Here is a 24,726-nt window from a genome sequence, read left to right as displayed (position 1 = left end):
CGCCGCGCCGCGCCCCCCCCCCCCCCCCCGCGCCTCGGGGGTTCGTGCCCCGTCAGGGGCGCGGGGAACTGCGCGACCAGCCAGGACGCACCCGCAGCCGCAAGCGGTCCGCTCAGCGCAGTGCCTGCCGCGGTACCAGGTCCAGCGCCGGTTCCGTGTCCAGCAGGGCCAACTCCTCCGATGCCGCCAACTCGCCCGGGAAGGAACCCAGGAGCCGGTACGCCCGTACAGCGGCGTCCAGGTGGCGGGCCGCAGGCCCGGGGCGGTGCAGGGCGCGGCACTGGCGGCCCAGTGCCAGGTGGGCCCTGGCCGTCAACGCGAGGTCGTCCGCCTTGGCCGCGGCCGTCAGCGCCGCCCTCAGACGGCGGTCCGCCTCGTCGAAGTGGCCGTCGGCCGCCGCGAGTTCGCCCAGACCCAGCAGTGCCGCCGCCTCCCCCGCCGGGTCGCCCTGCTCCCGTGCCAGCCGCAGCACCTGGCGGTACGCGGCCGCGGCCCGGGCGAAACGCTCCTGCCGGGCGTGGGCACCGGCCAGCCGGCACAGGGCCCGGACCGCCTCGCGCCGCTCGCCGCCGCGCGTCCCGAACAGCAGGGCGCCGGCGCGGTCGCGCGCCTCCTGCCGGTCGTGGGCCGGATCCTCCGTCTCCGCGCGTTCCCGCGCGTAGAGCCGCAGCAGCCCGGGGAGGCGGTAGCGCTCGCTGCCGTCGGTGCCGGTGCCCGTGTAGGTGAGCAGGTTCACTGCGGCCAGCCGTTCCAGCAGGTCCTCCGCCGCGGCCGCCGGCATGCCCAGCAGGACGCCCGCGGCCCATGCGGTGACCTCCGGCGTCTCCAGCAGGGCGAGCCTGCGGTAGGCCCGGGCCTCGTCCGCGGGCAGGCGGTGGTAGCTGCGCCCGAGGCTGGTGCGCAGGTCGAGGCCGCCGAGGGAGAGTTCGTCCAGCCGGCGCCGCTCGTCGGCAAGTCGGCCGGCCAGCAGGCCGACGGACCATTCCGGCCGGGCGGCCAGGCGGCCCGCGGCGATGCGCAGCGCGAGCGGCAGCCCGTCGCACAGTGCGCACAGCCGCCGTACCGCATCCTGCTCGGCGGCGCACCGCTCCTCCCCCGCGATCCGGCCGACGAGCGCGGCCGCCTCCGGTCCGGGCAGCGGGCCGAGGTCGACCAGGACGGCGCCCTGGGCGACGGCCGTGTGGTCCGCCTGCCGTCGGCTGGTCGCCAGCACCCGGCTGCTGCCGCTGCCCGGCAGGAACGGCAACACCCAGGCGGGAGCAGGGACGTTGTCGAGCAGGACGAGGGTGCGGCGGTTCGCCAGCGCCGCCCGGTAGAACGCGGTGCGCGTGGACCGGTCCTCGGGGATCTCCCGGCCGGGCGTGCCGAGGGCGCGCAGGAGGCGGCCCATCAGGGCGTGGACGGCGGCCGGGCCGTCGTCGTGCGCGGCGAGGTCCGCGTAGAGCACGCCGTCGGGGAAGGCCGGAGCGGAGCGGTGCGCCCAGTGCACGGCGAGCCCGCTCTTGCCCGCGCCGGCGGATCCCGTCACCAGTGCGAGCGGGGCGGGCGGGGCCGCGCCGTCGTTCAGCAGCGCGTCGAGCCGCCGCATTTCCCTCGTGCGGCCGGTGAACGCCAGGACGTCCGGCGGAAGTTGGGCCGATGCGGTGCGGGGCCGCGGTTCGGCGCGTCCCGGCGGCGCCGGTGCGTCGCGCAGGACGGTGTAGTAGAGGGCCCGTACGGCCGGTCCGGGTTCCCGGCCGAGCTCCGTGGTGCAGCGGAGCCGCCAGGCCCGGAATTCCTCGGCCGCCTCGGCGGGCCGGCCGGAACGGTACTGCGCCAGCATGAGGTTGTGCCGCAGTTGTTCGTGCAGCGGGTGGTCGCGGACGGCGGCCGTCAGGGCGGGGACGAGCTGCCGGTGCCGGCCGGCTTCGAGTTCGGCGCCGCTCCAGGCCGTGCAGACCTCCAGGTGCCGGGCGCGCAGCCGGTCCGCCTCGGCCCGGACCGCCGGGCCGCCGAGGCCGGCGGGCGCGGGCCCGTGCCACAGGTCGAGGGCGCGCCGGTAGAGCCGGCCGGCCGCGTCGAACGCGCCCTTGCCCGCCGCCTCGCGCGCGGCGGCGACCAGGGCGTCGAAGGCGCCGACGTCCGCGCGGACGGCCTCGGCGGGTATCCGGTAGCCAGCGGGGCCGCCCAGGACGAGCGGGCCGCGGTGGCCCGCGGCGCGGAAGGCCGCGCGCAGGGCCAGGACGTGCAGGGCGGTGCGGGTCCGTGCCGAGGCCGGCGGCCGGCCGTCCCACAGTGCGCCCGCGAGTTCGGCGGCGGGGACCTCCCGGCCGCGCGCCAGGACGAGCAGGGCGAGGACGGTGCGCTGCGCGCGGCTGCCGATGCCGACCGGTGTGCCGCCGACGCGCACGGACAGCGGTCCGAGGAGGGTGACGCTCACCTCCTGCGGCCCGCCCGGTCGCCGTACCGCCGTGATGTCGCCGAGTCCGCTCATGTCTGCCCCCGTCGTCCGCGGCCGGACGGCCGCGCACCGTCGTTCCCCGCGAGGCGGCGCACTCGCGGGGTCGTTCCCCCGTCTTGCAGCGCCCCGTAAGGGGCGCGGGACTGTTACATGTGCGGCTCCGCCGCGTGGGCGCGATCAGCCACGACGCACCCGCAGATGACGTACCGTCCCCGCGCCTCGCACGGGGGCGGCGACCTATCCGGACACCCCCTGGCCGACGGCCCGTCACATGGCTCTGCGCTCCAGCTCGATGGCGAACCGCAGCCAGGTCTCGGCGGTGTGCCGGGCGGCCTGGGCCACCATCGTGCGGCGGTGTGCGGGCACGCTCTCCAGCAGCCGGCGCCACCGCTCGCCGCCCATGGCGTTGGCGCTCAGCAGGTGCAGCAGGGTCCGCCCGCCCTCGGTGAAGCGGAGCGAGGGGTCCTTGCGCAGCTTGGGCAGGGGGGCGCCGCCGGTCTCGTCCTGCATGCCGTCGGCGGTGGCCTTCGGCGCCACCGGGGCGGGGCGGCGAGGAGTGTGTAACGTCATCTCGGCGGCGAGCCGGCTCTCCGCGTCGCGCAGCTTCTTGGGCACCGGGTCCTGGCCCGTGCGCATCCGCTCGCGCACGTCCCGCGCGGTGCCGAGGGCTATGCCCGCGACGTCGGCTATCTCGCGCAGGGTGGCCTGCGGCTTGGCCTCGATCAGGGCGCGGGCGCGGCGGCGGCCCTCGGCGGCGTTGAGCGGGCGGACCCGGCCGTCCCGGCCGGTGCGGGCGTTCACCTGCGCGGCCTCGCCCGCGGCGCGCTTGCGCAGCGAGGCGACGGTGCTCGCGGAGAGCCCGGCGGTCGACGCGATGAGCCGGTCCGACCAGTACGGGTGGGTGTGGATGATGCGGGTGGCGGCGGCCGCGCGGTCGGCCTGGGTGAGCGGCAGCCCCTGAAGGGTGTTCAGGCGGACCGCGTGGACGAAGGCGTCGTCCTCGCTGCCGTCGAAGAAGCGGGCCGTGATGCGCTCGTCGCCTCGCAGCCGGGCCGCCCGCAGCCGGTGCATGCCGTCGACGACGCGCATGCTGGCGCGGTGCACGACGATCGGCGGGAGCGGGCCTTCGACCCCGGCGAGCGTCTGGACGTGCCGGGGATCCTCACCCCCCACCCGGGGCGAGTGGGATGGCCGCAGGGAGCCGATCGGGAGCACGACCGTCCGCTGCGCCTCAAAGCCGCCCGGGTAGCCGTCCTCCGTCCCGTCCTCCATGCTGCCGGCTGTCTCTGCTGTCGTCGTCTGTCCACACGTCGTCACGACATCCCCCATCCAGAAGAACCTCCTGCCGGGCGACGGGACCGCGCGGCGGGGGGAAGCCTGGTAACCGCCCCCGCCAACTGGTGATTGATCGCCGGAGCAGGGCGTCCAACACCAGTCGATCCAGTCGCCACCAGGACGCTATGGAGCGATCGCCACCGCTGTCAACCGCATTACGGGCGCGGGCACATGGAGCCGGCCCGTGACCCTTACGCTAGATTGACCGCGGGGAGGGAGGTGGAATCATGAACGAACCGGACACCACGGACGAGCACACGCTCGCCGACAAGCTGAATCACCTTTTCCGGACAGTGGTGCCGGCCGGCCGGGAGCCGTACACCACCGAGGAGGTGGCCCGCTCGATCACGGCGGGTGGCGTGCCGATCTCCGGCAGTTACATCTGGCTGCTGCGCAAGGGCCAGCGGAACAACCCGACACTGCGTCACGTGGAGGCGCTCGCGAAGTTCTTCGGCGTGCCTCCGGCGTACTTCTTCGACGACCGGGTCACGGCCGCCGTCAACGCCGACCTCCGACTGCTGGTGGCTCTGCGGGACACCCAGGTGCAGCGCGTCGCCCTGCGGGCGGCCGGGCTCTCCCCCGAGAGCCTGCACTCGATCAACGAAGTGATCGAGCGGGTACGGGAGCTGGAGGGTCTGCCGACCGCTCCGCCCGAGAGGCACTCCTAGCGGCCTCCACCGGGCCCGTCAGGGCTCGCTCTCGAACACCGTGATCGCCCCGGCGGAGCAGGCCGGGACGGACACGGCAGCCATGGGACAGATGCGGGGGACCACGCCGTGAACTTCAAGAGGCTGCACCGGCGAAGCCTGGAGCTGGTCCGCAGCCTGGACATACCGTCACCGTTCGACATCTGGGAGCTGTGCGGGCGCGTGGCCGAGCGGCACGGCCGCCCCATCCGCCTGGAGCCCGTCCGGCTGCCCGTCGACGGGCCCTGCGGACTCTGGATCTCGGCAACGGACGTCGACTACATCTTCTACGAGCAGGACACCAGCCAGCTCCACCAGGAACACATCATCGCCCACGAGTTGGGGCACGTGATCTGCGGGCACAAGGAGAACGCGGTCCTGGGCGAGGAGACGTCCCGGCTGCTGCTGCCGAATCTCGACCCGCGGATGGTCCAGGGTGTCCTGGCCCGCACGTACTACACCTCGGCCGAGGAACAGGAGGCCGAGATGGTCGCGTCGCTGATCCTGCAGGAGGCCAACCGGCCTCCCCTGGAACGCAACTGGACCGTGCCGCGCGAGGCGGCCGAGAGCGTGCAGCGTCTGGACCGTTCGCTGCGCAACACCGCACCCTCCCCCCAGGACGACCTGTGATACCTGCGTTCCACCTGCTCGGCGCCGTAGCCGCCTGGGCGGGTCTGTTCTACAAGTGCCGTGCCCTGCGCCGGAATCCCGGTGACCGTGCCCTGCTCGCGCTGTGCGCGGTCTTCGCGCTGTCGGGGCTGAGCTTCTTCGTCTCACTGCCGCCCGTGTGGGTGCTGGTCGACCGGCTGGCCGGAGTGCCCAACATCGCCGCGCTGCTGGCGCAGAGCTGCGTCGTCGCCCTGATCGTCGGCCAGCAGACCGTGCTCACCTACTGGGCGCGCCCGCCGGAGACGGCGCGGCGGCTGGTCCGCTGGCAACTGGGCTTCTGCGCCACGGCCGTTGCGGCACTGGTCGTGCTCTTCTGCCTGCTCACCCCGGCCCGCCAGCGGCCGAAGGACTTCACGCTCTACTACGTCCACGACCCGTACTACATCGCCTACTTGTCCGTCTACATCGGCATCTACCTGGCCGGGGAGATCAATGTCGTCCGCGCCTGCTCCGGCTACGCCCGGGTGGCCGGACGGACCTGGCTGCGGCGGGGCCTGCTGGTCACGGCGGCCGGCGCGTTCCTGACCCTCGGCTACGGGGCCGTCCGGGCCGGGAACGTCCTCGGCATCGCCTTCGGTTTCGACCTGCGCGCGTGGGAGACGACGGCGTGGGTGTGCGGGGACGTCGGCTCCGCACTGACCCTGGTGGGCTGGACGCTGCCGGGCTGGGGGCCGCAGGTGGCCGCGGCCGGGCGCTGGGTGACGGCCTACCGGCGCCACCGCCGGCTGTACCCCCTGTGGTCGGAGCTGCACCGGGCCGTCCCGTCCATCGCGCTGGCGCCCGCGCGCAGCGCATTCGCCGACCGGCTGGCGGTGCGGCAGCTGGAGTTCCGCCTCTACCGCAGGGTCATCGAGATCCGCGACGGACAGCTCGCCCTGCGCGCCCACGCCGCCCCGGAGACCGTGGCCACGGCCCTGCGCGACGGTGCCCGGGCGGGCCTGTCGGGCGACGCGCTCAGCGCCCACGCCGAGGCGGCCCGGATCAGGGCGGCGCTGACGGCCCGGGCGCAGGGCCGTCCCGTGCCCGCCGACGGGCCCGGGGCACTGGACCACTGCCCGGCACACCCCGACCTCGCGGCGGAGACCGCCTGGCTGGTGCGGGTGGCGGAGGCGTTCCGCTGACGCGGACGGGACGTTGATAGCGTCCTGCCGACGATCACCATCCGACCGGGAGGACCACTGTGCCGGAGCACGAGCTCGCAACCACCTCGCTCGGCAAGTCCGTTGACATCTACCGACCCGGGGGCGTCACCGCCCCCGCTGCGCCGACCGTGCTGCTGTGGCACGGCTCCGGGCCCGACGAGCGGGACGTGATGGAGCCGCTGGCGCGGGCGGTGGCCGCGCAGGGCGTCGTCGTGCTCGTGCCCGACTGGCGCGCGGACGCGGCGGACGGCGGGCAGGCCGAGCTGCTGGACTCGCTGGCCTTCGCCCGCGACCACGCCGCCGGCGGCCGGCTCGTCGTCGCCGGCTGGTCCGCGGGGGCCCCGGCGGCGCTGGGGGTCGCCCTGCGCCCGGAGACGTCCGGGGGCCAGCGGCCCTCGGCGGTCGTGGGCATCGCGGCCCAGTACGACCGCCCGGCGCGCACCACGGGCACGGTGCTGTTCGACGACCTGGCCGCCGGCCGGGCGGCGGACGTGCCGGTGCCGGTGCGGCTGGTGCACGGCACGCAGGACACGCTGGAGGACGTGGCGTACTCGCGGAAGTTCCGCGCCGCGCTCGCGGAGCACGGCTGGGCGGCGGAGCTGACGGAGATCCCCGCCGACCACGCCGGGGCGATCATGACCGAGTACGACCCCGCCGTGCACCGCTGCCGCGAGAGCCGGGACCCGGCGGTGCGGGAGGCCGGGGCGATGACGGCGCGGGTGATCGCGGAGCTCGCGCTCGGGGTCTGAGCAGCGTCCCCGGGGGGGGGGCTCCGTGCCGGAGCCCCCCGGGGACGTCAGCCGGTCACCCGGTCCCCGCGCAGGAGCCCCGAGCCCTCCGGCACGGCGGCCGGGTCGCTGCCGAGGTCGGCCACCTTGTTGTGCTCGTCGACGAAGACCACGCGCGGCTCGAAGGCCTTGGCCTCGGCGTCGTCCATGGAGCCGTAGGCGATGACGATGACCAGGTCCCCCGGGCTGATCAGCCGCGCGGCCGCACCGTTGATGCCGATCACGCCCGTGCCCCGCGGGCCCTCGATCACATACGTGGACAGCCGGGCGCCGTTGTTGATGTCGACGATGTCGACCTTCTCGCCGGGCAGCAGGTCGGCGGCGTCCATGAGGTCGGCGTCCACGGTCAGCGAGCCGACGTAGTGCAGGTCCGCCTGCGTCACGGTGGCCCGGTGGATTTTGGACTTCATCATGGTGCGGTACATCGAGGCACTCCCGGAAGAAAGATAGGCTCCCTGCCTGCGTTCTTGCAGGTCAAGGGCGTTCGCCCTACTTTACAGCGCCGGGGAGCCGCCGGGCCGGGCCCGAGCCTGCTTCCTGCGACAACGGCGCCCCTTACGGGGCGGGTCGCACCGCGGAACGATCAGGCCGCTCCGAGTAGATTATGACGCAGCCCACATTTCCCGGTCGGCTGTGAGGAGCAGGGCATGCGCGAAGGCCTGGTCGTCGGCACGAAGTACACCCATCGCTATGTGGTTCCGCCGGACAAGACGGTGCGGCATCTCTACGCCGAATCACCCGAGTTCGCCACTTTCCCCGAGGTGTTCGCCACCGGATTCATGGTCGGCCTGATGGAGTGGACATGCGTCCGCGCGATGCAGCCGTTCCTGGCCCCGGGCGAGGGCAGTCTGGGGACGGCGATCTCCGTGACGCACTCGGCCGCGACGCCGCCCGGGCTCACCGTCACGGCCACCGTGGAGCTTGTGGAGGCGCGCGGGCGGCGGCTCACCTGGCAGGTGGCGGCGCATGACGGTCTCGACGAGATCGGCTCGGGGACGCACGAGCGCGCCGTGGTCGACCTGGACCGTTTCACGCAGGGCGTCGAGGAGAAACTGCGCCGCGCAACAGCGGTTCCCGAATAGGGAATTCCGCCCCGCCCGTCACCGGCGCACGGGCGGAGTCTCCTCGGCGGGAGCCGCCGCCCTGGCCGGTTCGTCGCGGAGCGCGGGACGGGTGACGAACACGGTCAGCAGCGTCACCAGCCCTGCAGCGAGCAGGCACCAGGGGTAGCCGAACGGTCCGGCCGACACGGTGAACAGGTAGGGCGCGCCGAACCCGATGTAGATGAGCATGTAGAAGATCGCGACGAAGGCCGCCAACTCCCCTTCGTCGGCCAGGAGTTCCACCTCTCTCAGCCCGGTCACGAGCAGCATGCCGTAGCTTGCGCCGAGGAGAACGGCGGCCGCGGGCACGACCGCGACCCAGCCGGTGGCCGCGGCCCCGGCGGCGACGACGAATCCGAGCGTGGCCAGCAGCAGGCCCACGACGGCGGCCCGTGCCGTGCCGCCCCGCGCGGCGAGCCGCCGCGTCATCGGCTGGACGGCGATGCCGGTGCCGAGGGTGAGGGCGGTGACGGCTCCGGTGAAGGCGATGCCGAGCCCGTGGGTGTGCGGGGCGGCCAGCGCCGTCAGGGTGGCGAAGGCGGCGGTCGCCGTGCCGAACACCCACGGCGCCCACACCGCCACGCCCAGCAGGAACCGCTTCCGCCGTGCCGCGCGGGGAGCCCGCCAGGGCGCGGGGTCCCGCTCCGCCGCCGGATCCGGCAGCCGCCACGCCAGGGGCGTCACCACGGCCATGATCAGCAGGTGCGGGAGGTACGGCGTGATCCGCGGCAGCGGGAGCCACTGCCCGGCCATTCCGGAGACGAGCGGCCCGCCGCCGAAGCCGGCGGACAGGAAGACGGCCGCCCGGCGCGCGCCCGCACCGGCCGGGGCCTGCGCCGACAGCTCCTTCACCCATGCGCTTCCCGCGCTGAATGCGGCCCCCGACGCCACTCCCGCCAGGAAGCGGCCCACGTAGAGGAGTTCGGGCCGCGTTCCTCCCGCCATCAGCACGAGCGTGGCGGCGGAGGACAGCAGCACGACCGGCCGGATGACGGTGCGCCGGCCCCGGCGGTCCGAGTACGGCCCGGCGACGAGGAGGGCGGGGATGAGCCCCAGCGCGTACATCCCGAACATCGCCGTGAGGGCCGCCTCGGAGAGCCCGTTCTGCTCGCGGTACACCCGCAGCATGGGCGAGAACTGATTGGCGCCCCATCCCACGCCGAACATCGCGAGGGCGGCACGCGCCCAGGCCGGGGGAACCTTCGACCGCATGCCCGGCTCCCTCTCGTCGGGAAACGCCAGAAGGCTTGGCAATGCGGCCATGCTAGGCGAGAGCCGTTGGCGTGGCCACGCAGTTATGCGCCGTCCGGGCCGAGGCGGGCGGCGTCACTCACTGCACCCCCGTCGCTTTGAGTGAGCGCCGCTCGCGGCGTCTGGGACGTTAGCGATCTCGTGGCGGATATTGCAACTCGCTGCACCCGGGCGCAACGTACTGCACCGCCGTCCGGCAGCAATACGGACATTTGCTACCGGAGTCCGAACTGTCGCCCGTGCGACTGGATCGCCTCTTGAGCAGGACGTTAAAGTCCTGCGGTCAGGGGGCCGGACGCGAGACGCGCGGGGGAGACGAGCAGTGGTGCAGCAGGGGGGAGACGAGCGCATCCACCGGGCGAAGGCCGAAGTCGCCCGCCGCCTGCGGTATGTGCGACGGCACCACCCCGAAGGGCCCTTCACCCTGGCCGGACTCGCGGAGCGGGCCGGCGTCTCCAAGCGGACCCTGTCCCACGCCGAGTCCGCGGACGGATGCAACCTCACGCTGGAGACGCTGCTCAAGGTCTCGCACAGCCTGGGCATTTCACGCGACGCCTACTTCCTCGACGAGCAGGTCTTCGAGCAGGTGAACTCACAACTGGGCGAACCGGGCGGGCCCGGCGCGCCGGACGCCCCGATCCCCGCCGCGCCCGTGGACCGGCTGTCGGGGCTCATCGGCGAGATCCTCGCCTCCGCCGCCCAGGCGCAGAACGCCTTACGGGACCTCCCGGCACCCCCTCGGGGCCGGCCGGGCCGCGACGACGAACGTCGATGATGGTGATGCGCTGGCGGCGGAGGAGATCCGCGAACGACACGGCACCGGTCCCGTCCTTCCGGCAGCAGTGCGAGGAACGCGTCCGTTCCCTCGGGCTGCCCGAGGGCGAGTTGACCGTGCAGGCGCTCTGCGCCCACATCGGCGCCTGCCTCGGCCGTACGGTCCACCTGGTGCCGCTGCCGCTGCCCGCGGGCAGTCCGGACGGCATGTGGATCTCGGCGGAGGGCAGCGACTTCATCGCCTTCGAGGCGCGGCTGGCCCCGGTCCACCAGCGCCAGGTGATCCTGCACGAGCTCGGGCACCTGGTCTGCGACCACGAGGCCGCCCCGGTGATGTCCCCCGAGGCGACCCGGCTGCTGATGCCCTCCCTCGACCCCGGGCTGGTGCAGCGGGTGCTGGGGCGCGAGCACGCCCACTCCCCCGCCGAGCGCGAGGCCGAGTTCGTCGGTTCGCTCCTGGGACGGCGGACCGGCACCTGGACACCGCAGCGGACGTGGCAGGTGCCGCCGGAGGCGGCGGAGCTGGCGGCCCGGCTGTCGGCCCTGGAGAGCCCGGCGCACCGGAGCGGAGAAGAAAAGGCGCAATGAACCAGCTCAACAGCATCATGTATCCGGCCTGCGCGGCAGTGAACCTGCTGGCGTTCCTCTACAAACTGCGGATCCTCCGCACGGACCGCTCGCCCGCCCAGTGGGCGCTCGTCGGGAACTTCCTCTTCCCGTTCCTGATCTTCACGGTCTCGACCCCGGCGGTCTGGGTGGCCACCAGCGAGGCCGTCGGCATCCGCAACTTCTCGGGGCTGTTCACCCAGAGCTGCGTGATGCTGCTGACCGCCTGCCAGCAACTCGTCCTGCTGCACCTCACGTACGAGCGCGACGTGGCCTGGCGCAGGGCCGCGCCCCGGCTCGTCGGCATCGGCGCGGTCCTCGTCGTCATGGTGACGCTCTTCTCGGCCGCCACCGAACTGCAGGAGAAGCCGACGGACTTCGCCCTGTCGAAGGCCCAGTTCTACCCCGCGTACCTCGCCGTCTACCTGATCGCCTACGCCTGGAACCAGGTCGACGTGTGCATCCTGTGCTGGCGCTACGCGGGCATCGCCCCGACGCCCTGGCTGCGCCGCGGGCTGCGGCTCGTCAGCCTGACCCTGCCCGCCGCGATGGTCTATGCGGGCTGCCGGTTCGCCGACATCGTGGCCGGGCAGTTCGGTACCAGCGGGCACGCCTGGGAGCCACTGGTGCCGATCGCGGTGTCGGTCAACACCATCGGCAAGACGGCCGGCTGGACCATGCCCGACTGGGGGCGGTCGCTCAGCGCCCTGCGCGAGCGCGCGGAGCTGCGCCGCGCCCACCGCGAACTCACGCCGCTGCACGCGGCGTTGACGGCCCATGTCCCCGAGCCCGTCCTGGAGCTGGAGCCGGGCGCCGACCGGCGCACCCGGCTCTACCGCACCGTCATCGAGATCCGCGACGCCCAGTGGGCGCTGCGGGTCTGGATGGACCCGGCGGTCGCCGCGGCGGCGCGCTCGCACGGGGCGGAGGCCGGCCTGTCGGGCGACGGCCTGGCCGCCACGGTCGAGGCGGCCCAGCTCGCCGGGGCGCTGCGGGCCAAGGAGGCGGGCGTGCGGCCCGTCGAGCACGCGAGCACCCCGCTGGCGGCCGGGCCCGAGGACCTCGCCGCCGAACTGGCCTTCCAGCGCGGGCTCGCCCGCGCCTTCGCCGCCTCACCGGTCGTCACGGCCGCCCTCGAAGAGACCCCGCTCACCGCCACCCCGGAGAGGACCGCATGACCCGCCAGGACCGGACCGCCCAGAATCTCCCGCAGCCGTTCGACGCCGCCTTCCTCACCGACCCGTACCGCGGCTATGCGCGGCTGCGCGCGGCGGCGCCCGTCCACCGGATCGCGCTCCCGGACGGCTCCCCGGTGTGGCTGGTGCTGCGGGAGGCCGACGTCCGGGCCTGGATCACCGATCCGCGGCTGTCGGTCAACAAGGCGCGCTCCGGCGTCGGTTACAAGGGCTTCTCCCTGCCCCCGGCCCTGGACGCCAACCTGCTGAACATCGACCCCGAGGACCATATGCGGCTGCGCCGCCTGGTCTCCAAGGGCTTCACGCCGCGCCGGGTCGAGGACCTCGGCGGGCTCGTACAGGCGGCGGCCGACCGCCTCGCCGACGGGCTCGCGGCCGACATGGCCGCGCACGGCAGCGCCGACCTGGTCACCGCGTTCAGCAATCCGCTGCCGCTGGTCGTGATCGGCGATCTGCTGGGCGTCCCGGAGGCGGACCGGCGGCCGTTCTCCGCCTGGATCGGCACGATGCTGGCGCCCGAGCACCCGGGCCAGGTGGTGGAGGCCGTCGGCCGCGTCCACCGCTTCCTGCAGGAGCTGGTCGCCGCCCGCCGCGCGGCGCCCGGGGACGACCTGCTCTCCGCCCTGATCGCGGCCCGCGACGAGGGCGACCGGCTCAGCGAGGACGAGCTGGTCTCGCTGGCGTTCCTGATCCTGATGGCGGGCAGCGAGAACGCCCAGCACCTCATCAGCGGCGGCCTGCTGACGCTGCTGCAGCACCCGGAGCAGCTGGCCGCGCTGCGTGCCGAGCCGGAGCTGCTGCCCGGTGCCGTGGAGGAGCTCCTGCGGTACGCGAACCCCAACCAGCTGGCCATCCGCCGCTTCCCCGTCGAACCGGTGGAGATCGGCGGCGTCGCCGTCCCGCCGGGCGACACCGTCATGCTGTGCCTGGCCTCGGCCCACCGCGACCCGGACCGCTACCCCGAGCCCGACCGCTTCGACATCCACCGCGCGGACAAGGCGCATCTGGCCCTCGGCCAGGGCATCCACTACTGCCTGGGCGCGCCGCTGGCGCGGATGGAGATCCGGATCGCGCTGGAGACGCTGCTGGACCGCTTCCCGGACCTCGGACTCGCCGTGCCCGCCGGGGAGTTGCAGTGGCGCACGTCGTTCCGTTCGCGGGCGCTCAGGGCGCTTCCGGTCCGCGGTACGGGCCGACGCGGGCGATGAGCAGGGCGACGTCGTCCTGGTCGTTGTCCTCGCGCAGGGCCGTGAGCAGCAGGTCGCAGGTCTCCTCCAGGTCGCGCCGGGGCCCGTCGAGGAGGGCGAGCAGCGCCTCCAGGCGGACGTCGATGGCCTCGTCCCGGGTCTCCACGAGGCCGTCGGTGTAGAACACCAGCTGGTCGCCTGGCGCCAGGGCCATGCCGATGCTCTCGAAGGGGACGCCGCCGACGCCGAGCGGGGCGCCGGTCGGCAGGTCGAGCAGGACGGGCCGCGCGCCCGGGCGCATCAGCACCGGGGGCAGGTGTCCCGCGGTGGCGACCCGGCACAGGCCGGCGGCGGGGTCGCAGACGGCGTAGACGCAGGTGGCGATCGTCTGGTCCAGACCACTGGCGGTCTGGTCCAGGTGCTCCAGCACCTGCGCGGGGTCGAGGCCCAGCCCGGAGAGGGTGCGGGAGGCGGTGCGCAGCTGGCCCATGGCCGCGGCCGCGTTGATGCCGCTGCCCATGACGTCGCCGACCACCAGGGCGCTGGCGCCCCCGGACTGCGGGACGACGTCGAACCAGTCGCCGCCCACCTGGCTGGCCGCCCCGGCGGGCTGGTAGCGGTAGGCGACCTCCATGCCCTCGGGCTGCTGGGGCCGCTGGGGCAGCAGATTGCGCTGGAGGGTGAGCACGGTGGCGCGCTCGCGCTGGAACCAGCGGGCGTTGTCGATGCAGACCGCGGCCCGGGCGGCGAGTTCGGCGGCGAGGACGAGGTCGTCCTCGCCGAACGGCTCGGGGTTGCTGACGCGCTTGAGGTCCAGGGCGCCGAGCACCTCGCCCCGGGCGATCAGCGGGACGGCGATGTAGGAGTGCACCCCGGCACGCCCCAGCAGGGCGGCGGCCTTCTCGTTGCGGGCGATACGGGCCAGGTCCCCCGCGCCCACGTGGGGCAGGTGGACGGGGTGGCCGGTGCGCACGCATTGGGTGACCAGGCGGTCGGCGTCGTACTGGGCGATCTGCCCCGTCGGGTCGGCGGCGGCCGCCGCCTCGGTGGCGCCGGGGGTGCGGGCGGCGGCGACGGCCAGGGCGCGGAAGACGGCGTCCCCGTCGCCGGGGGACGGGGGGCTGCCCTGCAGGATGGCGTCCAGGAGGTCGACGGCGGCCACGTCGGCGAGGCGGGGCACGACGACCTCGGCGAGCTCCCGGGCGGTCTGGTCGAGGTCGAGCGTGGTGCCGATGTGCACGGAGGCGTCGGCGATCAGCTGCATGCGGCGGCGGAACTCCTCGATGGCGCGGTGCCGGTCGGTGACGTCCACGACGGAGACGGCGAGGCCCAGCACCCGGCCGCCGGGGTCCTCCAGGCGGTAGTACGAGACCAGCTGGGCCTGGTCGGCTACGGCGGCGCCGCCCGCCAGGCCCACGGCCAGCTGGTCGAGCAGCGGGGTGCCGGTCGCGAGGACGCGGCGCAGGTCGGCCTCGATCTGCGACACGTCGGCGTGCGGGAGGGCCTCGGCCACGGTCTTGCCGAGGTGCTTCTCGGCCGGGAGGCCGTGCATGCGCTCCAGGGCGGGGTTGACCATCATGTAGCGCAGGTCGGTGCCGAGGACGGCCAGGCCGATCGGGGAACGGTCGATGAGCTGCAGCGAGAGCGCCAGGTGGCGTTCGACGTCGCGCAGCACCTTCTGGTCGGTGGCGATGCCCAGGGCGTAGCGGTGGCCGTGCTGGTCGTCCAGGCGCATGTTGCGGAACTCCAGCAGCAGTGTGCTGCCGTCCTTGTGCCGGGCGGGGAAGACGCCGGCCCAGCTCCTGCCCCCGCCCATCACATGGGCGAAGAGTCCCAGGACCTCCTTGCGGTGCTGCTCGGCGACCAGCAGCGGGGCCGCGTGCCGGCCGAGCGCCTCGGCGGCCGTCCAGCCGAAGAGGTCCTCGGCCTGCCCGCTCCACAGCACGATCCGCCCGTCCTGGTCGAGCACCACGGCGGCCACGCCCAGCTTGTCCAGAAGGCTTCCGGGCGCGTAGGCGACAGGCCCCTCGGACTCCTGGCCCGCCGGGAGCGGGTCGCTGGTGCCCATCCGGGGTCCTCCTTCCGCCCACCGCCCTCGACGCCGCAGTGCTTTCCATGGTCCCCCCGAACGGGGCGGGTCCGCAGCCTGCAGCGCCCCGTCAGGGGCGCGGGACACGGCGCTCCCGCAGTCGAGGTTCTCGGGGCTGCGCCCCGGACCCCGGGGGTGGTGCGTCGGCTACAGGCCGTCGGTGGCTTGTCGCGCAGTTCCCCGCGCCCCTTACGGGGCGCCCTAGCGCGGCCCCGGGAGCGGGAGGGTGAACCAGACGGTCGTGCCCGTCCCGGACGCGTGGTGGCCCCACCCGTCGGCGAGCTGCTCGACCAGCCACATGCCGCGGCCGTTCTCGCTGTCCTCCGCGGCCTGCCGGCACAGCGGCGCCCGGCCCCCGGTGTCGGTGACCCGGGCGAGCAGGTGCGCGGGCGTGCGGCCGAGGGAGAGCTCGATGTCCCCGGTGCCCCCGCAGCCGTGCACGACGGCGTTGGTGACCACCTCGGAGAGCAGCAGGGCGGTGTCGTCGGCGAGGTCGTGCAGCCCCCACTCGGCGAGCAGCCGCCCGGCGAAGCGCCGGGCGGCCGCCACGGACCGGGGCGAGGCCGGGAACGAGACGGCGTGCCCCGGCACGGGGATGCGGGGGCTCAGGGTGTCACGGCTGAATACAGGCATCTGGCTCTGGTGCGATCGAGTGGCGCGACGGACCTCCCCACACTCGCTCGCTTTCCGCCAGAGGTCTACACCCCGGGAGTCACAGAAACCTCACGAATCGCGATCTGTGCAGTTCCCCGCGCCCCGCAAGGGGCGCGGGGCAGCGCTCAGGCGCTCGGGCACTGCTTCCAGGCGAGGTGGTAGACGGTGTTGATGTCGCCGTCCGTCGAGTCCATCGTCATGAAGCTGGTCGTCCGTCTCGGGTCCGAGGAACCGGCGTTGACTCTCAGCTCGGTGTTGATGTTGAAGTTCCGCATCTCACCGCAGGGCGCCCAGACCAGCGAGGCCACGTCGACGGAGTCGGTGACCTGCCAGTTGTCGCTGTAGGGGCCGCTGAAGCCGTGACTGCTGGGCGTGGTGACGGGCGAGCCCTGGAAGTAGTACGAGGCCTTCTGCAGGCCGTTCGCGCCGTCCGCCAGGGAGGCGAAGCCGCGGTAGTCGGCGCTGGCGATCGCGTAGGTGAAGCCCTGCGGGACGTGGACGATCAGGTTGAGCTGGCAGTTCTTGCGGAAGTCGGTGGGCTTGGAACCGACGCCGACCTGGGCGAGGTAGTCGCTGTAGGTGACGGTGAAGGCCGTGTTGTCCGGGGATACCGCGACGGCGGCGGTTCCTGCCGGACAGCCCGATCCGTTGACCGTGGCGATCTCGATCACGATCTTGTCGGGCGGCGGGTCCTTGATGACGGTGGGGTTGTGCGTGGCGAGCGACGAGGCGAACAACGCCGCTATCGCTCCGGCTGTGAACAGACCACCGGGCATGGCGCTCCAATCATCGAGTGTCTTCGGGCCGCGAAGGCCCGAGGGGAAGACAAGGAAGACCTGGGAATCCTCACGGGTACCCCTGAGCGGTAGGGCAGGTGACGGGATTCGAGGAGTGCCGGACCGTAAGGACCGTCCGAGGCCGACGGTCGCGGCACGGCCGAACAGCGGCCGGGCCCACGTCAGCGCACGGTTTCCCACGGCCCGTGGGACGGGGAGCGTTCGGAATGATAGGGAGGGCAGGGGGAGTTGGCCAGACTTACCGGCAGGGGGAGGGAGGGCCTCCGGAAGGGGGATTCCGCAGATCTGGCCGAAAAACATCGTCAACCTCGTATCGCCTGGTCAAGACGGCACGGGACACCCCGGAACCCTTGCGTCGCGGCACCCGGGCGCGCAGACTGGCTTTTAGGTAGAGCTAAAGGTGGCATCCTCGTAGAGGAGCAGCACATCTGACGACGCGACAGCTGTCGCGGGAGCACTGGGGGGCACCATGGCGTGGGGACGGACGAACAAGGCGGGCACCGACCACGGCGACCCCCAGGCCGCGGGAGGCAGGCTGGCCCGGCAGGCGACAGCCTCGCTCGCAGGGCTCCTCGCCGAACGCGGCATGACCCGCAAGGACCTGGCCGACCGCATGGGCGTCTCGCCGGGCCGGGTGAGCCAGATCCTCTCCGGCGGCGAGAATCTCACCCTCCGCTCCCTCGCCGCCGTCGCGGAATGTCTCGACGCCAGGGTCGAGATCGTCTTCTCCGACTCCCCCGGCACCCACGAACCCGCCGGCACCGCGCCGACCGCACAGCACGTGACGGCACCGGCCGGCACGTACGCCCACTCACGCTTTCACTGAACCGCCGCCCACCATCTGCTCCATGGCCACGCAGGACTGGTGCTGCCGCTTGAGCTCCAGGAGTCGGTCCGCATCGCTGCGCTTGCCGTGGGCGTGCGCCAGTTCCAGCAGGCAGACCAGATACTGCTCCGCCTCGCCGAACGCCCGGCGCACCTGGCGGACCTCCTCACGCGTGGCCGCCCGGGCGTGGTGCTGACAGGCCTTCTCGACCTTCGTCTCCACGGTGATCCATCGCTGCGCGGCCATCTGCACCTCGCAGTGACGCTCGTTGATCTCCTTCTTCATCTGGGTGCGCAGCCGCACCGGACGCCCCGGGGCGTCCACCCGCTGCAGCAGATGGTGGCGGACGCCGCCTGCGAAGGCGTCGAGATCCCAGCAGTCGCGGAATCCCCCGGCCATACGCTCGCACCACTCGGCCCGGTCGGTCCGCAGACGCAGGGCCAGCTGATGCAGCAACAGCGAATTGCCGAGGGTGAGTACGGCCATCACGGCGCTCTTGTCCCCGCTCTGCTCCGCCCGGCCGCGCGGTGCGACGCCCCAGCCGGCCGCGGCACCCACCGCCACGGGCGGCACGCTCGACGCGTGCGGCAGCAGCAGACCGCTGGCCACGGCCGCCATGCCGGAGGTCCACAGCACCACGGCGACCGTCAGCCCCGCCGAGCGCACCGTGCCCAGCAGCCGCCCGTCCTCACGGAACCGGAAGATCAGACACACCCAGGTCACGGGCGCGCACACGGCGGCGGGCAGTACCCATTCAGAGATCAAGGACGCCTGGTCCCCTGCCACATCGGCTCCCCGTTCTCACGCACAGCCCCACCGTCACAACAAAATGATGTTCCCATCGCCCACTGTCACGGCGGGCAACGATCGGGCCAAGCTCCGGGGTGAGCGCAAGAATCGAGCCAGTACGCCGCGCCAGGACGGGGCACGGTGCCGGGAGCACCATGGAAGGGCAGACGGCCATGGACCCGACCCGGCAGGAGCCCGCCGATGGCGCGCGGAGCGTTGCGGATCTACCTCGGGGCCGCCCCCGGGGTGGGGAAGACGTACGCCATGCTGGAGGAGGGCCGGCGGCTGCGCGACCAGGGCGCGGACGTCGTCATCGGGTTCGCCGAGCCGCACGGGCGGCGGCTCACCGCCGCCCTGGCCGAGGGGCTGGAGACGGTCCCGCGCCGCACCCTGGTGCACCGCGGGGCCTCGTTCACCGAAATGGATCTGGACGCCGTGCTCGCCCGCCGACCGCAGACCGCCCTGGTGGACGAGCTGGCCCACACCGACGTGCCCGGCTGCCGCAACGCCAAGCGCTGGCAGGACGTGGAGGAGCTGCTAGACGCGGGCATCGACGTCGTCACCACTCTCAACGTCCAGCACCTGGAGTCCCTCAACGACGTGGTCGAGCAGATCACGGGTGTCGTCCAGCACGAGACGCTGCCGGACGAAGTGGCCCGGCGGGCCGCCCAGATCGAACTGGTCGACCTCCCGCCCGAGGTGCTGCGCCGCCGCATGGTGCACGGCGACATCTACCCGGCGGACCGCATCGAGTCCGCGCTGACGCACTACTTCCGGGTCGGCAACCTCACCGCGCTGCGCGAACTGGCGCTGCTGTGGCTCGCCGACCGGGTGGAGGAGGGGCTCCAGCGCTACCGCACCGACCACGGCATCGCCACCCCCTGGGAGACCCGTGAGCGGATCCTGGTCGGTCTGACCGGCGGCGCGGAGGGCGAGACGCTCGTCCGGCGCGCCGCCCGGATCACCGCACGCACCCCCGGGAGCGAGCTGCTGGCGCTCCATGTCGTCCCGGGCGACGGGCTCGTGGGCGGCAGCCCGGCCGCGCTCGACGGCCAGCGCGCCCTCGTGGAGTCCCTGGGCGGCAGCTACCACCAGGTCACCGGGGACGATGTCGTCGAGGCGCTGCTGGAGTTCGCCCGGGCGGAGAACGTCACCCAGATCGTGCTGGGCGCGAGCCGCCGGGGCCGGCTCTCGCTGCTGCTGCACGCCGGGGTGGGGCAGCGGACGATCCACGGCTCCGGGCCCGTCGACGTGCACATCGTCACGCACGAGGCGGCGGCCGGCTCCGCCGCCCTGGCCCGGCTGCCGCTCCCGTACCGGGGTACCGGCCGGCGGCGGTACTGGCTGGCGACCGCGGGCACGGTGCTCCTGCTGCCCGCGCTGACCTGGGCCCTGACGGCGTTGCGCGGCCGTCTCGATCTCTCCTCCGACCTGGTCCTCTACCTGCTGGCCGTCGTGGTGATCGCCCTCGTCGGCGGGCTGTGGCCGGCCCTGGTCGCCGCGGTGGCCGCGGCGCTGCTGGCGGACTACTACTTCACCGCTCCCCCGCACTCCTTCGCCGTCGAGCACGGGCACGACGTCCTCGCGCTCGTCGTCTTCGTCACCGTCGCCGCGCTCGTCGGCTCGGCCGCGGGGGCCGCCTCCCGGCGCACGTACCAGGCGGTGCGTGCCACGTCCGAGGCGCAGGCCCTGAGCCGGCTGGCCACGGCGATGATGCACGGGCAGGACCTGCCCGCTCTCATGGAGCAGATCCGGGAGAACTTCGGCCTCACCGCGGTGAGTCTGCTCGAACGGGACCCCGGTGCGAGCGCCCGGCCGCGCTGGTACGTCGTCGCCAGTGCGGGCGAGCAGCCGCCCGAACGGCCTTACGACGGGGACCTGGAGAGCCCTGTCGACGACAATCTCACCCTGGCCGCGCGCGGCCAGGGACTGAGCCGGGAGGACCGGCAGCTCCTCGCCGCGTGCGCCGCGCAGCTCGCGGTGGCGTACACCCACGGGCGGCTCGCCCGGCACGCCGCCGAGACGGACGCCTTCGCCGCCGCCGAGCGCACCCGCGCCTCGCTTCTGGTCACGGCGGTGCGCGAGTTGAGGGCCTGTCTGGACGCTGCTGCCGGGGCCCTCGCGCGGACGGACGAGCCGGAACAGGCACGGGCAGCCGCCGCACGGTCGTCCGTGCGCCGTGCGCGGCGGATCGTCACCGATCTGGACGACGTGAGCCGGCTGCACGCCGGGGCGCTCGACCTCTACCTCCGCCCGGTGGAGCTCAGCGAGGTGCTGACCACGGCCCTGGACGACCTCGGGCCCGGCGGCCACACGCTCGTCCTCTCGCTGCCGGAGGAGCTGCCCGACGTCATCGCCGACGCCGCCCTGCTCACCCGCGCCCTCACCGCCCTCGCCGCCGACGCGCTGCGCCACAGCCCGGCCGGCCAACCGCCCGTCGTGGCCGCCGAGTTGCTGCCAGGCGGCCGCGTGGCTCTGCGCATCACGGACGGGACGGACGGCTCCCCCGCCCCGGCCGAGCGGGGCCGGAGCCTGGCCCTGCGACTGTCCCGGGACCTGGTCGAGGCCATGGGCGGTTCGCTGCGGTCCACGGGCGCACGCGCCGCGGCCTTTTCGGTGACGCTCGTCCTGCCGGCCTCGGCGGCGTCACGGCCCACCGCTCCGTGACCCCGCGCGTCAGCGTGTTCCCGGGCTGCACATTCTGCCTACCACTACCGTGTGCGCCTGTGTACCCATCTTGTTCCTCCGGCCACGCACCCGTGTCCGGGGTTCAGAACAAGCCATCGAACGCAATAAAGCCCCCGTCAATATGGCGCCCCTTGGCGTCAGGAGCGCGCTAAGAGGGCTCGCCAGGGCGGGTGTCCGGCGCTTCGCTACCGGTGGCTTGAACGAGTCGGCGCACACACCGTCGGTCCGTCCCCCACAGCTCTCCCACAGGAACCGACGGGTGCTTCCCCCCACTTCCTCACCCTTCACGAGGTGTATCGCCCATGGCTGATCTCGCCTTCGTCGGCCTCACGATCGTGGCCTTCGTCCTGCTCCACCTTGCGGTCAAGGGGGTGGAACGGCTGTGAGCGTCGAGCACGCTGAGAACACTGCCGGCCTCGTCGTCGCGGTGGGCCTGCTGCTCTACCTGCTGTACTGCCTGATCTTCCCGGAGAGGTTCTGAAGTGAACGACACCCTCGCGGGCTGGCTGCAGATCCTCGCCCTCGTGGCCGCACTCGCCCTGTGCCACCGGCCGTTGGGCGACTACGTCGCGCACTGCCTGACCACCACCCGTCATCTCCGCGCCGAGCGGCTCGTGTACCGCACCGGCGGCGTCGACGGCGACGCCGAACAGACCTGGCCCGCCTACATGCGCAGCCTGCTGGCGTTCTCCGCGGTGTCCGTGCTGTTCCTCTACGCGTTCCTGCGGCTGCAGAACCGTCTCCTGCTGTCGCTGGGCATGAAGCCCGTCGCCCCGGATCTGGCGTTCAACACGGCGACGTCCTTCGTCACCAACACCAACTGGCAGGCGTACGCGGGCGAGTCGACCCTGGGGCACCTGGTGCAGATGGCGGGCCTGGCGGTGCAGAACTTCGCCTCGGCGGCCGTCGGCATCGCGGTGGTCGCCGCCCTGATCCGCGGCTTCACCCGCAAGCGCACCCATCACATCGGCAACTTCTGGGTGGACCTGACCCGCATCGTGCTGCGCGTCCTGCTGCCGGTCGCGTTCGTCTTCGCCCTCGTGCTCGTGGCGGCGGGGACGATCCAGAACTTCCACGGCGCCCAGGTCCTGACGACCATCGCCGGGGACCACCAGAGCATCACCGGCGGTCCCGTCGCCTCCCAGGAGGCCATCAAGGAACTGGGCACCAACGGCGGCGGGTTCTACAACGCCAACTCCGCCCACCCCTTCGAGAACCCCACCGGCTTCACCGACCTCGTCGAGATCTTCCTGCTCCTGGTGATCCCGTTCGCCCTGCCGCGCACCTTCGGCACCATGGTCCGCGACCGCCGCCAGGGGTACGCGATCGTCGCCGTCATGGCGCTGATCTGGGCGGCCTCGGTCACGGTCGTCACGATCAACGAGCTGCACAGCGTGAGCAGTCCGGCCGGGCACGCGGCGGGCGGCATGATGGAGGGCAAGGAACAGCGGTTCGGCATCTGGTCCTCCGCGCTGTTCGCCGTCTCCACCACGCTCACCTCGTGCGGCGCGGTCAACGCCGCCCACGACTCGTTCACACCGGGCGGCGGCGGGCTGCTGATCTTCAACATGATGCTGGGCGAGATCGCCCCCGGCGGCACCGGTTCCGGTCTCTACGGCATTCTCGTCGTGGCCGTCATCGCGGTCTTCGTCGCCGGGCTGATGGTCGGCCGCACGCCCGAATACCTCGGCAAGAAACTCGGCAGCCGCGAGATCAAGTTCGCCTCCCTCTACATTCTCACCACCCCCGCCATCGTCCTCATCGGCGCGGGAATCGCCATGGCGCTGCCCGGCGAACAGAAGGCGATGACCAATTCCGGTCCGCACGGCTTCTCCGAAGTCCTCTACGCCTTCACCTCCGCCGCCAACAACAACGGCTCGGCCTTCGCCGGCCTGCAGGCCAACACCGTCTGGTACAACGCCGCACTCGGCCTGGTCATGGTGTTCGGCCGCTTCCTGCCCATGGTGTTCGTGCTGGCACTGGCCGGCGCCCTGGCCCGGCAGCGCCCGGTGCCCGTCACGGCCGGCACCCTGCCCACCCACCGGCCGCAGTTCGTCGGGCTGCTGGCCGGCGTGATCCTCATCGTCGTCGGCCTCACCTACTTCCCGGCGCTGGCGCTGGGGCCGCTCGCGGAAGGACTGCACTGATGTCCGACTCGCTCCCCCAGCACCGGCAGCACCGCGTCTCGGGCGGCCTGCTCGACCCCGGGCAGCTGCTCACCTCGTTCCCCGACGCCGTGCGCAAGCTCGATCCGCGGCTGATGGTGCGCAACCCGGTGATGTTCGTCGTCGAAGTGGGCGCCCTGCTCACCACGTTGTCGGCGCTGAAGGACCCCGGCGTCTTCCCCTGGGTGATCGCGGCGTGGCTGTGGCTCACCACCGTCTTCGCCAACCTCTCGGAGGCGGTGGCGGAGGGCCGGGGCAAGGCCCAGGCCGAGACGCTGCGCCGCGCCCGGACGCACACCACGGCCCGCCGCCTGGCGGACTGGCGGCCCGGCGCCGAGGCGCCGCGGGAGGAGGAGGTGGCCGCCGCCGAGCTGCGGCTGGGCGACCATGTCGTCGTCGAGGCGGGGCAGATCATCCCGGGCGACGGTGACGTCGTCGAAGGCGTCGCCTCCGTGGACGAGTCCGCCATCACCGGCGAGTCGGCCCCGGTCATCCGGGAGTCCGGCGGCGACCGTTCGGCCGTCACCGGCGGTACGAAGGTGCTGTCCGACCGCATCGTCGTGAAGATCACCTCCAAGCCGGGCGAGACCTTCATCGACCGGATGATCGCTCTCGTCGAGGGCGCGGCCCGGCAGAAGACGCCGAACGAGATCGCCCTCAACATCCTGCTGGCCTCGCTGACCATCGTCTTCATGATCGCCGTGATCACCCTCCAGCCCTTCGCGATCTATGCAAAGGCCGAGCAGAGCATCGTCATCCTGGTGGCGCTCGTGGTCGCCCTGATCCCGACCACCATCGGCGCCCTGCTCTCCGCGATCGGCATCGCGGGCATGGACCGGCTCGTCCAGCGCAACGTCCTGGCCATGTCCGGCCGGGCCGTCGAGGCCGCCGGCGACGTCAACACCCTGCTGCTCGACAAGACCGGCACCATCACCCTCGGCAACCGCCAGGCCGCCGAGTTCCTCCCGGTCCAGGGGGTCGGAGCCGACGAACTGGCGGATGCCGCCCAGCTGTCCTCGCTCGCCGACGAGACGCCCGAGGGCCGTTCCGTCGTCGTCCTCGCCAAGTGGCGCCACCAGCTGCGGGCCCGCAGCGAAGGGGAGCTGGAGGGCGCCGAGTTCGTCCCCTTCACCGCGCAGACCCGGATGAGCGGGGTGGACGTCGACGGCCGCCGCATCCGCAAGGGCGCGGCGGGGGCGGTGACGGACTGGGTGACCGTCCGCGGCGGCCGGCCGGGGGACGAGGTGCACGAGATCACCGAACGCATCTCGCAGAGCGGCGGCACCCCGCTGGTGGTGGCCGTGGACGACGCCGACGGCGCCCGCGTCCTGGGGGTCATCCACCTCAAGGACGTCGTCAAGGAAGGCATCCGGGAACGCTTCGACGAGCTGCGCCGCATGGGCATCCGCACCGTCATGATCACCGGTGACAACCCCCTGACCGCGCAGGCGATTGCGGAGGAGGCGGGGGTCGACGACTTCCTGGCCGAGGCGACGCCCGAGGACAAGATGGCCCTCATCAAGCGCGAGCAGGCCGGCGGC

22 protein-coding genes are annotated in these 24,726 nt (G+C 73.1%); 14 read left to right on the top strand and 8 right to left on the bottom strand.

The features are described from left to right. Positions 1-112: 112 nt before the first annotated feature. Together ACWD4B_RS29155 and ACWD4B_RS29150 are read right to left on the bottom strand one after the other, a co-directional pair. On the bottom strand, positions 113-2,473 hold the full coding sequence (locus ACWD4B_RS29155) for a BTAD domain-containing putative transcriptional regulator (RefSeq protein ID WP_451423553.1): 2,361 nt from the start codon (positions 2,471-2,473) through the stop codon (positions 113-115). A gap of 234 nt (positions 2,474-2,707) precedes the next feature. Then, on the bottom strand, positions 2,708-3,712 hold the full coding sequence (locus tag ACWD4B_RS29150; RefSeq protein WP_451423552.1) for a ParB/RepB/Spo0J family partition protein: 1,005 nt from the start codon (positions 3,710-3,712) through the stop codon (positions 2,708-2,710). A gap of 290 nt (positions 3,713-4,002) precedes the next feature. On the opposite strand from ACWD4B_RS29150, the gene ACWD4B_RS29145 reads away from it, so the two are divergent. From ACWD4B_RS29145 to ACWD4B_RS29130, 4 genes are all read left to right on the top strand, one after another. Then, positions 4,003-4,443, top strand: a complete 441-nt coding sequence (locus ACWD4B_RS29145; RefSeq protein WP_336415998.1) for a helix-turn-helix domain-containing protein — start codon at positions 4,003-4,005, stop codon at positions 4,441-4,443. Between the two features lie 108 nt (positions 4,444-4,551). Next, a complete protein-coding gene (locus ACWD4B_RS29140) occupies positions 4,552-5,091 on the top strand; it encodes a toxin (protein ID WP_390779685.1) in 540 nt (179 codons plus the stop codon). Further along, positions 5,088-6,251, top strand: coding sequence for an MAB_1171c family putative transporter (locus ACWD4B_RS29135; RefSeq protein WP_451423551.1), 1,164 nt, complete (start codon positions 5,088-5,090; stop codon positions 6,249-6,251). Before ACWD4B_RS29140 ends, ACWD4B_RS29135 begins: the two co-directional genes overlap by 4 nt. 59 nt (positions 6,252-6,310) lie before the next feature. Then, positions 6,311-7,021 (top strand): alpha/beta hydrolase family protein, encoded by a 711-nt coding sequence (locus ACWD4B_RS29130; protein ID WP_451423550.1) that lies wholly within the window; start codon positions 6,311-6,313, stop codon positions 7,019-7,021. Between the two features lie 47 nt (positions 7,022-7,068). Here ACWD4B_RS29130 and panD read toward each other — a convergent pair whose 3' ends face one another. Then, on the bottom strand, positions 7,069-7,485 hold the full coding sequence (gene panD, locus ACWD4B_RS29125) for an aspartate 1-decarboxylase (protein ID WP_336416002.1): 417 nt from the start codon (positions 7,483-7,485) through the stop codon (positions 7,069-7,071). A gap of 222 nt (positions 7,486-7,707) precedes the next feature. Between panD and flK the strand changes: the two genes are divergently transcribed. Continuing rightward, a complete protein-coding gene (gene flK / locus ACWD4B_RS29120) occupies positions 7,708-8,142 on the top strand; it encodes a fluoroacetyl-CoA thioesterase (RefSeq protein ID WP_451423549.1) in 435 nt (144 codons plus the stop codon). An 18-nt stretch (positions 8,143-8,160) separates the two neighbouring features. Here flK and ACWD4B_RS29115 read toward each other — a convergent pair whose 3' ends face one another. Beyond that, entirely contained in the window at positions 8,161-9,375 is a 1,215-nt protein-coding gene (locus tag ACWD4B_RS29115; protein ID WP_451423548.1) for an MFS transporter, read from the bottom strand. A 361-nt stretch (positions 9,376-9,736) separates the two neighbouring features. On the opposite strand from ACWD4B_RS29115, the gene ACWD4B_RS29110 reads away from it, so the two are divergent. From ACWD4B_RS29110 to ACWD4B_RS29095, 4 genes are read left to right on the top strand one after another with little or no spacing between them, the layout of a single operon-like run. Beyond that, positions 9,737-10,189, top strand: coding sequence for a helix-turn-helix domain-containing protein (locus tag ACWD4B_RS29110; RefSeq protein ID WP_451423547.1), 453 nt, complete (start codon positions 9,737-9,739; stop codon positions 10,187-10,189). After that, a complete protein-coding gene (locus tag ACWD4B_RS29105) occupies positions 10,186-10,776 on the top strand; it encodes an ImmA/IrrE family metallo-endopeptidase (protein WP_451423546.1) in 591 nt (196 codons plus the stop codon). Before ACWD4B_RS29110 ends, ACWD4B_RS29105 begins: the two co-directional genes overlap by 4 nt. Continuing rightward, the gene (locus tag ACWD4B_RS29100; RefSeq protein WP_451423545.1) at positions 10,773-11,972 is read left to right on the top strand and encodes an MAB_1171c family putative transporter; all 1,200 of its coding nucleotides are present in this window, start codon (positions 10,773-10,775) and stop codon (positions 11,970-11,972) included. Before ACWD4B_RS29105 ends, ACWD4B_RS29100 begins: the two co-directional genes overlap by 4 nt. Continuing rightward, positions 11,969-13,198, top strand: a complete 1,230-nt coding sequence (locus ACWD4B_RS29095; protein ID WP_451423544.1) for a cytochrome P450 family protein — start codon at positions 11,969-11,971, stop codon at positions 13,196-13,198. Before ACWD4B_RS29100 ends, ACWD4B_RS29095 begins: the two co-directional genes overlap by 4 nt. Here ACWD4B_RS29095 and ACWD4B_RS29090 read toward each other — a convergent pair. The 3 genes from ACWD4B_RS29090 to ACWD4B_RS29080 form a co-directional block, all read right to left on the bottom strand. Further along, on the bottom strand, positions 13,155-15,245 hold the full coding sequence (locus ACWD4B_RS29090; RefSeq protein WP_451423543.1) for a SpoIIE family protein phosphatase: 2,091 nt from the start codon (positions 15,243-15,245) through the stop codon (positions 13,155-13,157). The two genes, ACWD4B_RS29095 and ACWD4B_RS29090, sit on opposite strands and share 44 nt — an antisense overlap. Positions 15,246-15,467: 222 nt before the next feature. Next, positions 15,468-15,899 (bottom strand): ATP-binding protein, encoded by a 432-nt coding sequence (locus ACWD4B_RS29085; protein WP_451423542.1) that lies wholly within the window; start codon positions 15,897-15,899, stop codon positions 15,468-15,470. A 146-nt stretch (positions 15,900-16,045) separates the two neighbouring features. After that, a complete protein-coding gene (locus ACWD4B_RS29080; RefSeq protein WP_336415748.1) occupies positions 16,046-16,696 on the bottom strand; it encodes a DUF4360 domain-containing protein in 651 nt (216 codons plus the stop codon). Positions 16,697-17,186: 490 nt separating this feature from the next. Between ACWD4B_RS29080 and ACWD4B_RS29075 the strand changes: the two genes are divergently transcribed. Continuing rightward, positions 17,187-17,543: a helix-turn-helix domain-containing protein gene (locus ACWD4B_RS29075; protein ID WP_451423541.1), complete on the top strand. Its 357-nt coding sequence runs from the start codon at positions 17,187-17,189 to the stop codon at positions 17,541-17,543. On the opposite strand, the gene ACWD4B_RS29070 is transcribed toward ACWD4B_RS29075, so the two are convergent. Beyond that, positions 17,529-18,308: a hypothetical protein gene (locus tag ACWD4B_RS29070; RefSeq protein ID WP_451423540.1), complete on the bottom strand. Its 780-nt coding sequence runs from the start codon at positions 18,306-18,308 to the stop codon at positions 17,529-17,531. The two genes, ACWD4B_RS29075 and ACWD4B_RS29070, sit on opposite strands and share 15 nt — an antisense overlap. Before the next feature lie 225 nt (positions 18,309-18,533). On the opposite strand from ACWD4B_RS29070, the gene ACWD4B_RS29065 reads away from it, so the two are divergent. The 4 genes from ACWD4B_RS29065 to kdpB all read left to right on the top strand — a co-directional run. Then, positions 18,534-20,999: a DUF4118 domain-containing protein gene (locus ACWD4B_RS29065; RefSeq protein WP_451423539.1), complete on the top strand. Its 2,466-nt coding sequence runs from the start codon at positions 18,534-18,536 to the stop codon at positions 20,997-20,999. 403 nt (positions 21,000-21,402) lie between these two features. Beyond that, positions 21,403-21,501: a K(+)-transporting ATPase subunit F gene (gene kdpF / locus ACWD4B_RS29060; protein WP_451423538.1), complete on the top strand. Its 99-nt coding sequence runs from the start codon at positions 21,403-21,405 to the stop codon at positions 21,499-21,501. 1 nt (position 21,502) lies between these two features. Further along, complete coding sequence (gene kdpA / locus ACWD4B_RS29055) at positions 21,503-23,167, top strand: potassium-transporting ATPase subunit KdpA (RefSeq protein WP_451423537.1); 1,665 nt, start codon at positions 21,503-21,505, stop codon at positions 23,165-23,167. Then, positions 23,167-24,726: potassium-transporting ATPase subunit KdpB (kdpB, locus tag ACWD4B_RS29050; RefSeq protein WP_451423536.1), on the top strand; the 1,560-nt coding region annotated here is incomplete at its 3' end. The genes kdpA and kdpB, both read left to right, overlap by 1 nt.

It is taken from the genome of Streptomyces sp. NPDC002536, assembly GCF_053594995.1.
The sequence above is the reverse complement of the archived record's forward strand: the minus strand, read 5'-3'. Positions and strand labels throughout refer to the sequence as shown.

Bases quoted from the DNA above. Each gene is read 5' to 3' on its own strand.
- ACWD4B_RS29065 (WP_451423539.1), top strand. From the start codon at position 18,534: ATGGCGCGCGGAGCGTTGCGGATCTACCTCGGGGCCGCCCCCGGGGTG.
- ACWD4B_RS29090 (WP_451423543.1), bottom strand. From the start codon at position 15,245: ATGGGCACCAGCGACCCGCTCCCGGCGGGCCAGGAGTCCGAGGGGCCT.
- panD (WP_336416002.1), bottom strand. From the start codon at position 7,485: ATGTACCGCACCATGATGAAGTCCAAAATCCACCGGGCCACCGTGACG.
- ACWD4B_RS29100 (WP_451423545.1), top strand. From the start codon at position 10,773: ATGAACCAGCTCAACAGCATCATGTATCCGGCCTGCGCGGCAGTGAAC.
- ACWD4B_RS29075 (WP_451423541.1), top strand. From the start codon at position 17,187: ATGGCGTGGGGACGGACGAACAAGGCGGGCACCGACCACGGCGACCCC.
- ACWD4B_RS29085 (WP_451423542.1), bottom strand. From the start codon at position 15,899: ATGCCTGTATTCAGCCGTGACACCCTGAGCCCCCGCATCCCCGTGCCG.
- ACWD4B_RS29145 (WP_336415998.1), top strand. From the start codon at position 4,003: ATGAACGAACCGGACACCACGGACGAGCACACGCTCGCCGACAAGCTG.
- ACWD4B_RS29150 (WP_451423552.1), bottom strand. From the start codon at position 3,712: ATGGAGGACGGGACGGAGGACGGCTACCCGGGCGGCTTTGAGGCGCAG.
- ACWD4B_RS29095 (WP_451423544.1), top strand. From the start codon at position 11,969: ATGACCCGCCAGGACCGGACCGCCCAGAATCTCCCGCAGCCGTTCGAC.
- flK (WP_451423549.1), top strand. From the start codon at position 7,708: ATGCGCGAAGGCCTGGTCGTCGGCACGAAGTACACCCATCGCTATGTG.
- ACWD4B_RS29080 (WP_336415748.1), bottom strand. From the start codon at position 16,696: ATGCCCGGTGGTCTGTTCACAGCCGGAGCGATAGCGGCGTTGTTCGCC.
- ACWD4B_RS29155 (WP_451423553.1), bottom strand. From the start codon at position 2,473: ATGAGCGGACTCGGCGACATCACGGCGGTACGGCGACCGGGCGGGCCG.
- ACWD4B_RS29115 (WP_451423548.1), bottom strand. From the start codon at position 9,375: ATGCGGTCGAAGGTTCCCCCGGCCTGGGCGCGTGCCGCCCTCGCGATG.
- ACWD4B_RS29105 (WP_451423546.1), top strand. From the start codon at position 10,186: ATGATGGTGATGCGCTGGCGGCGGAGGAGATCCGCGAACGACACGGCA.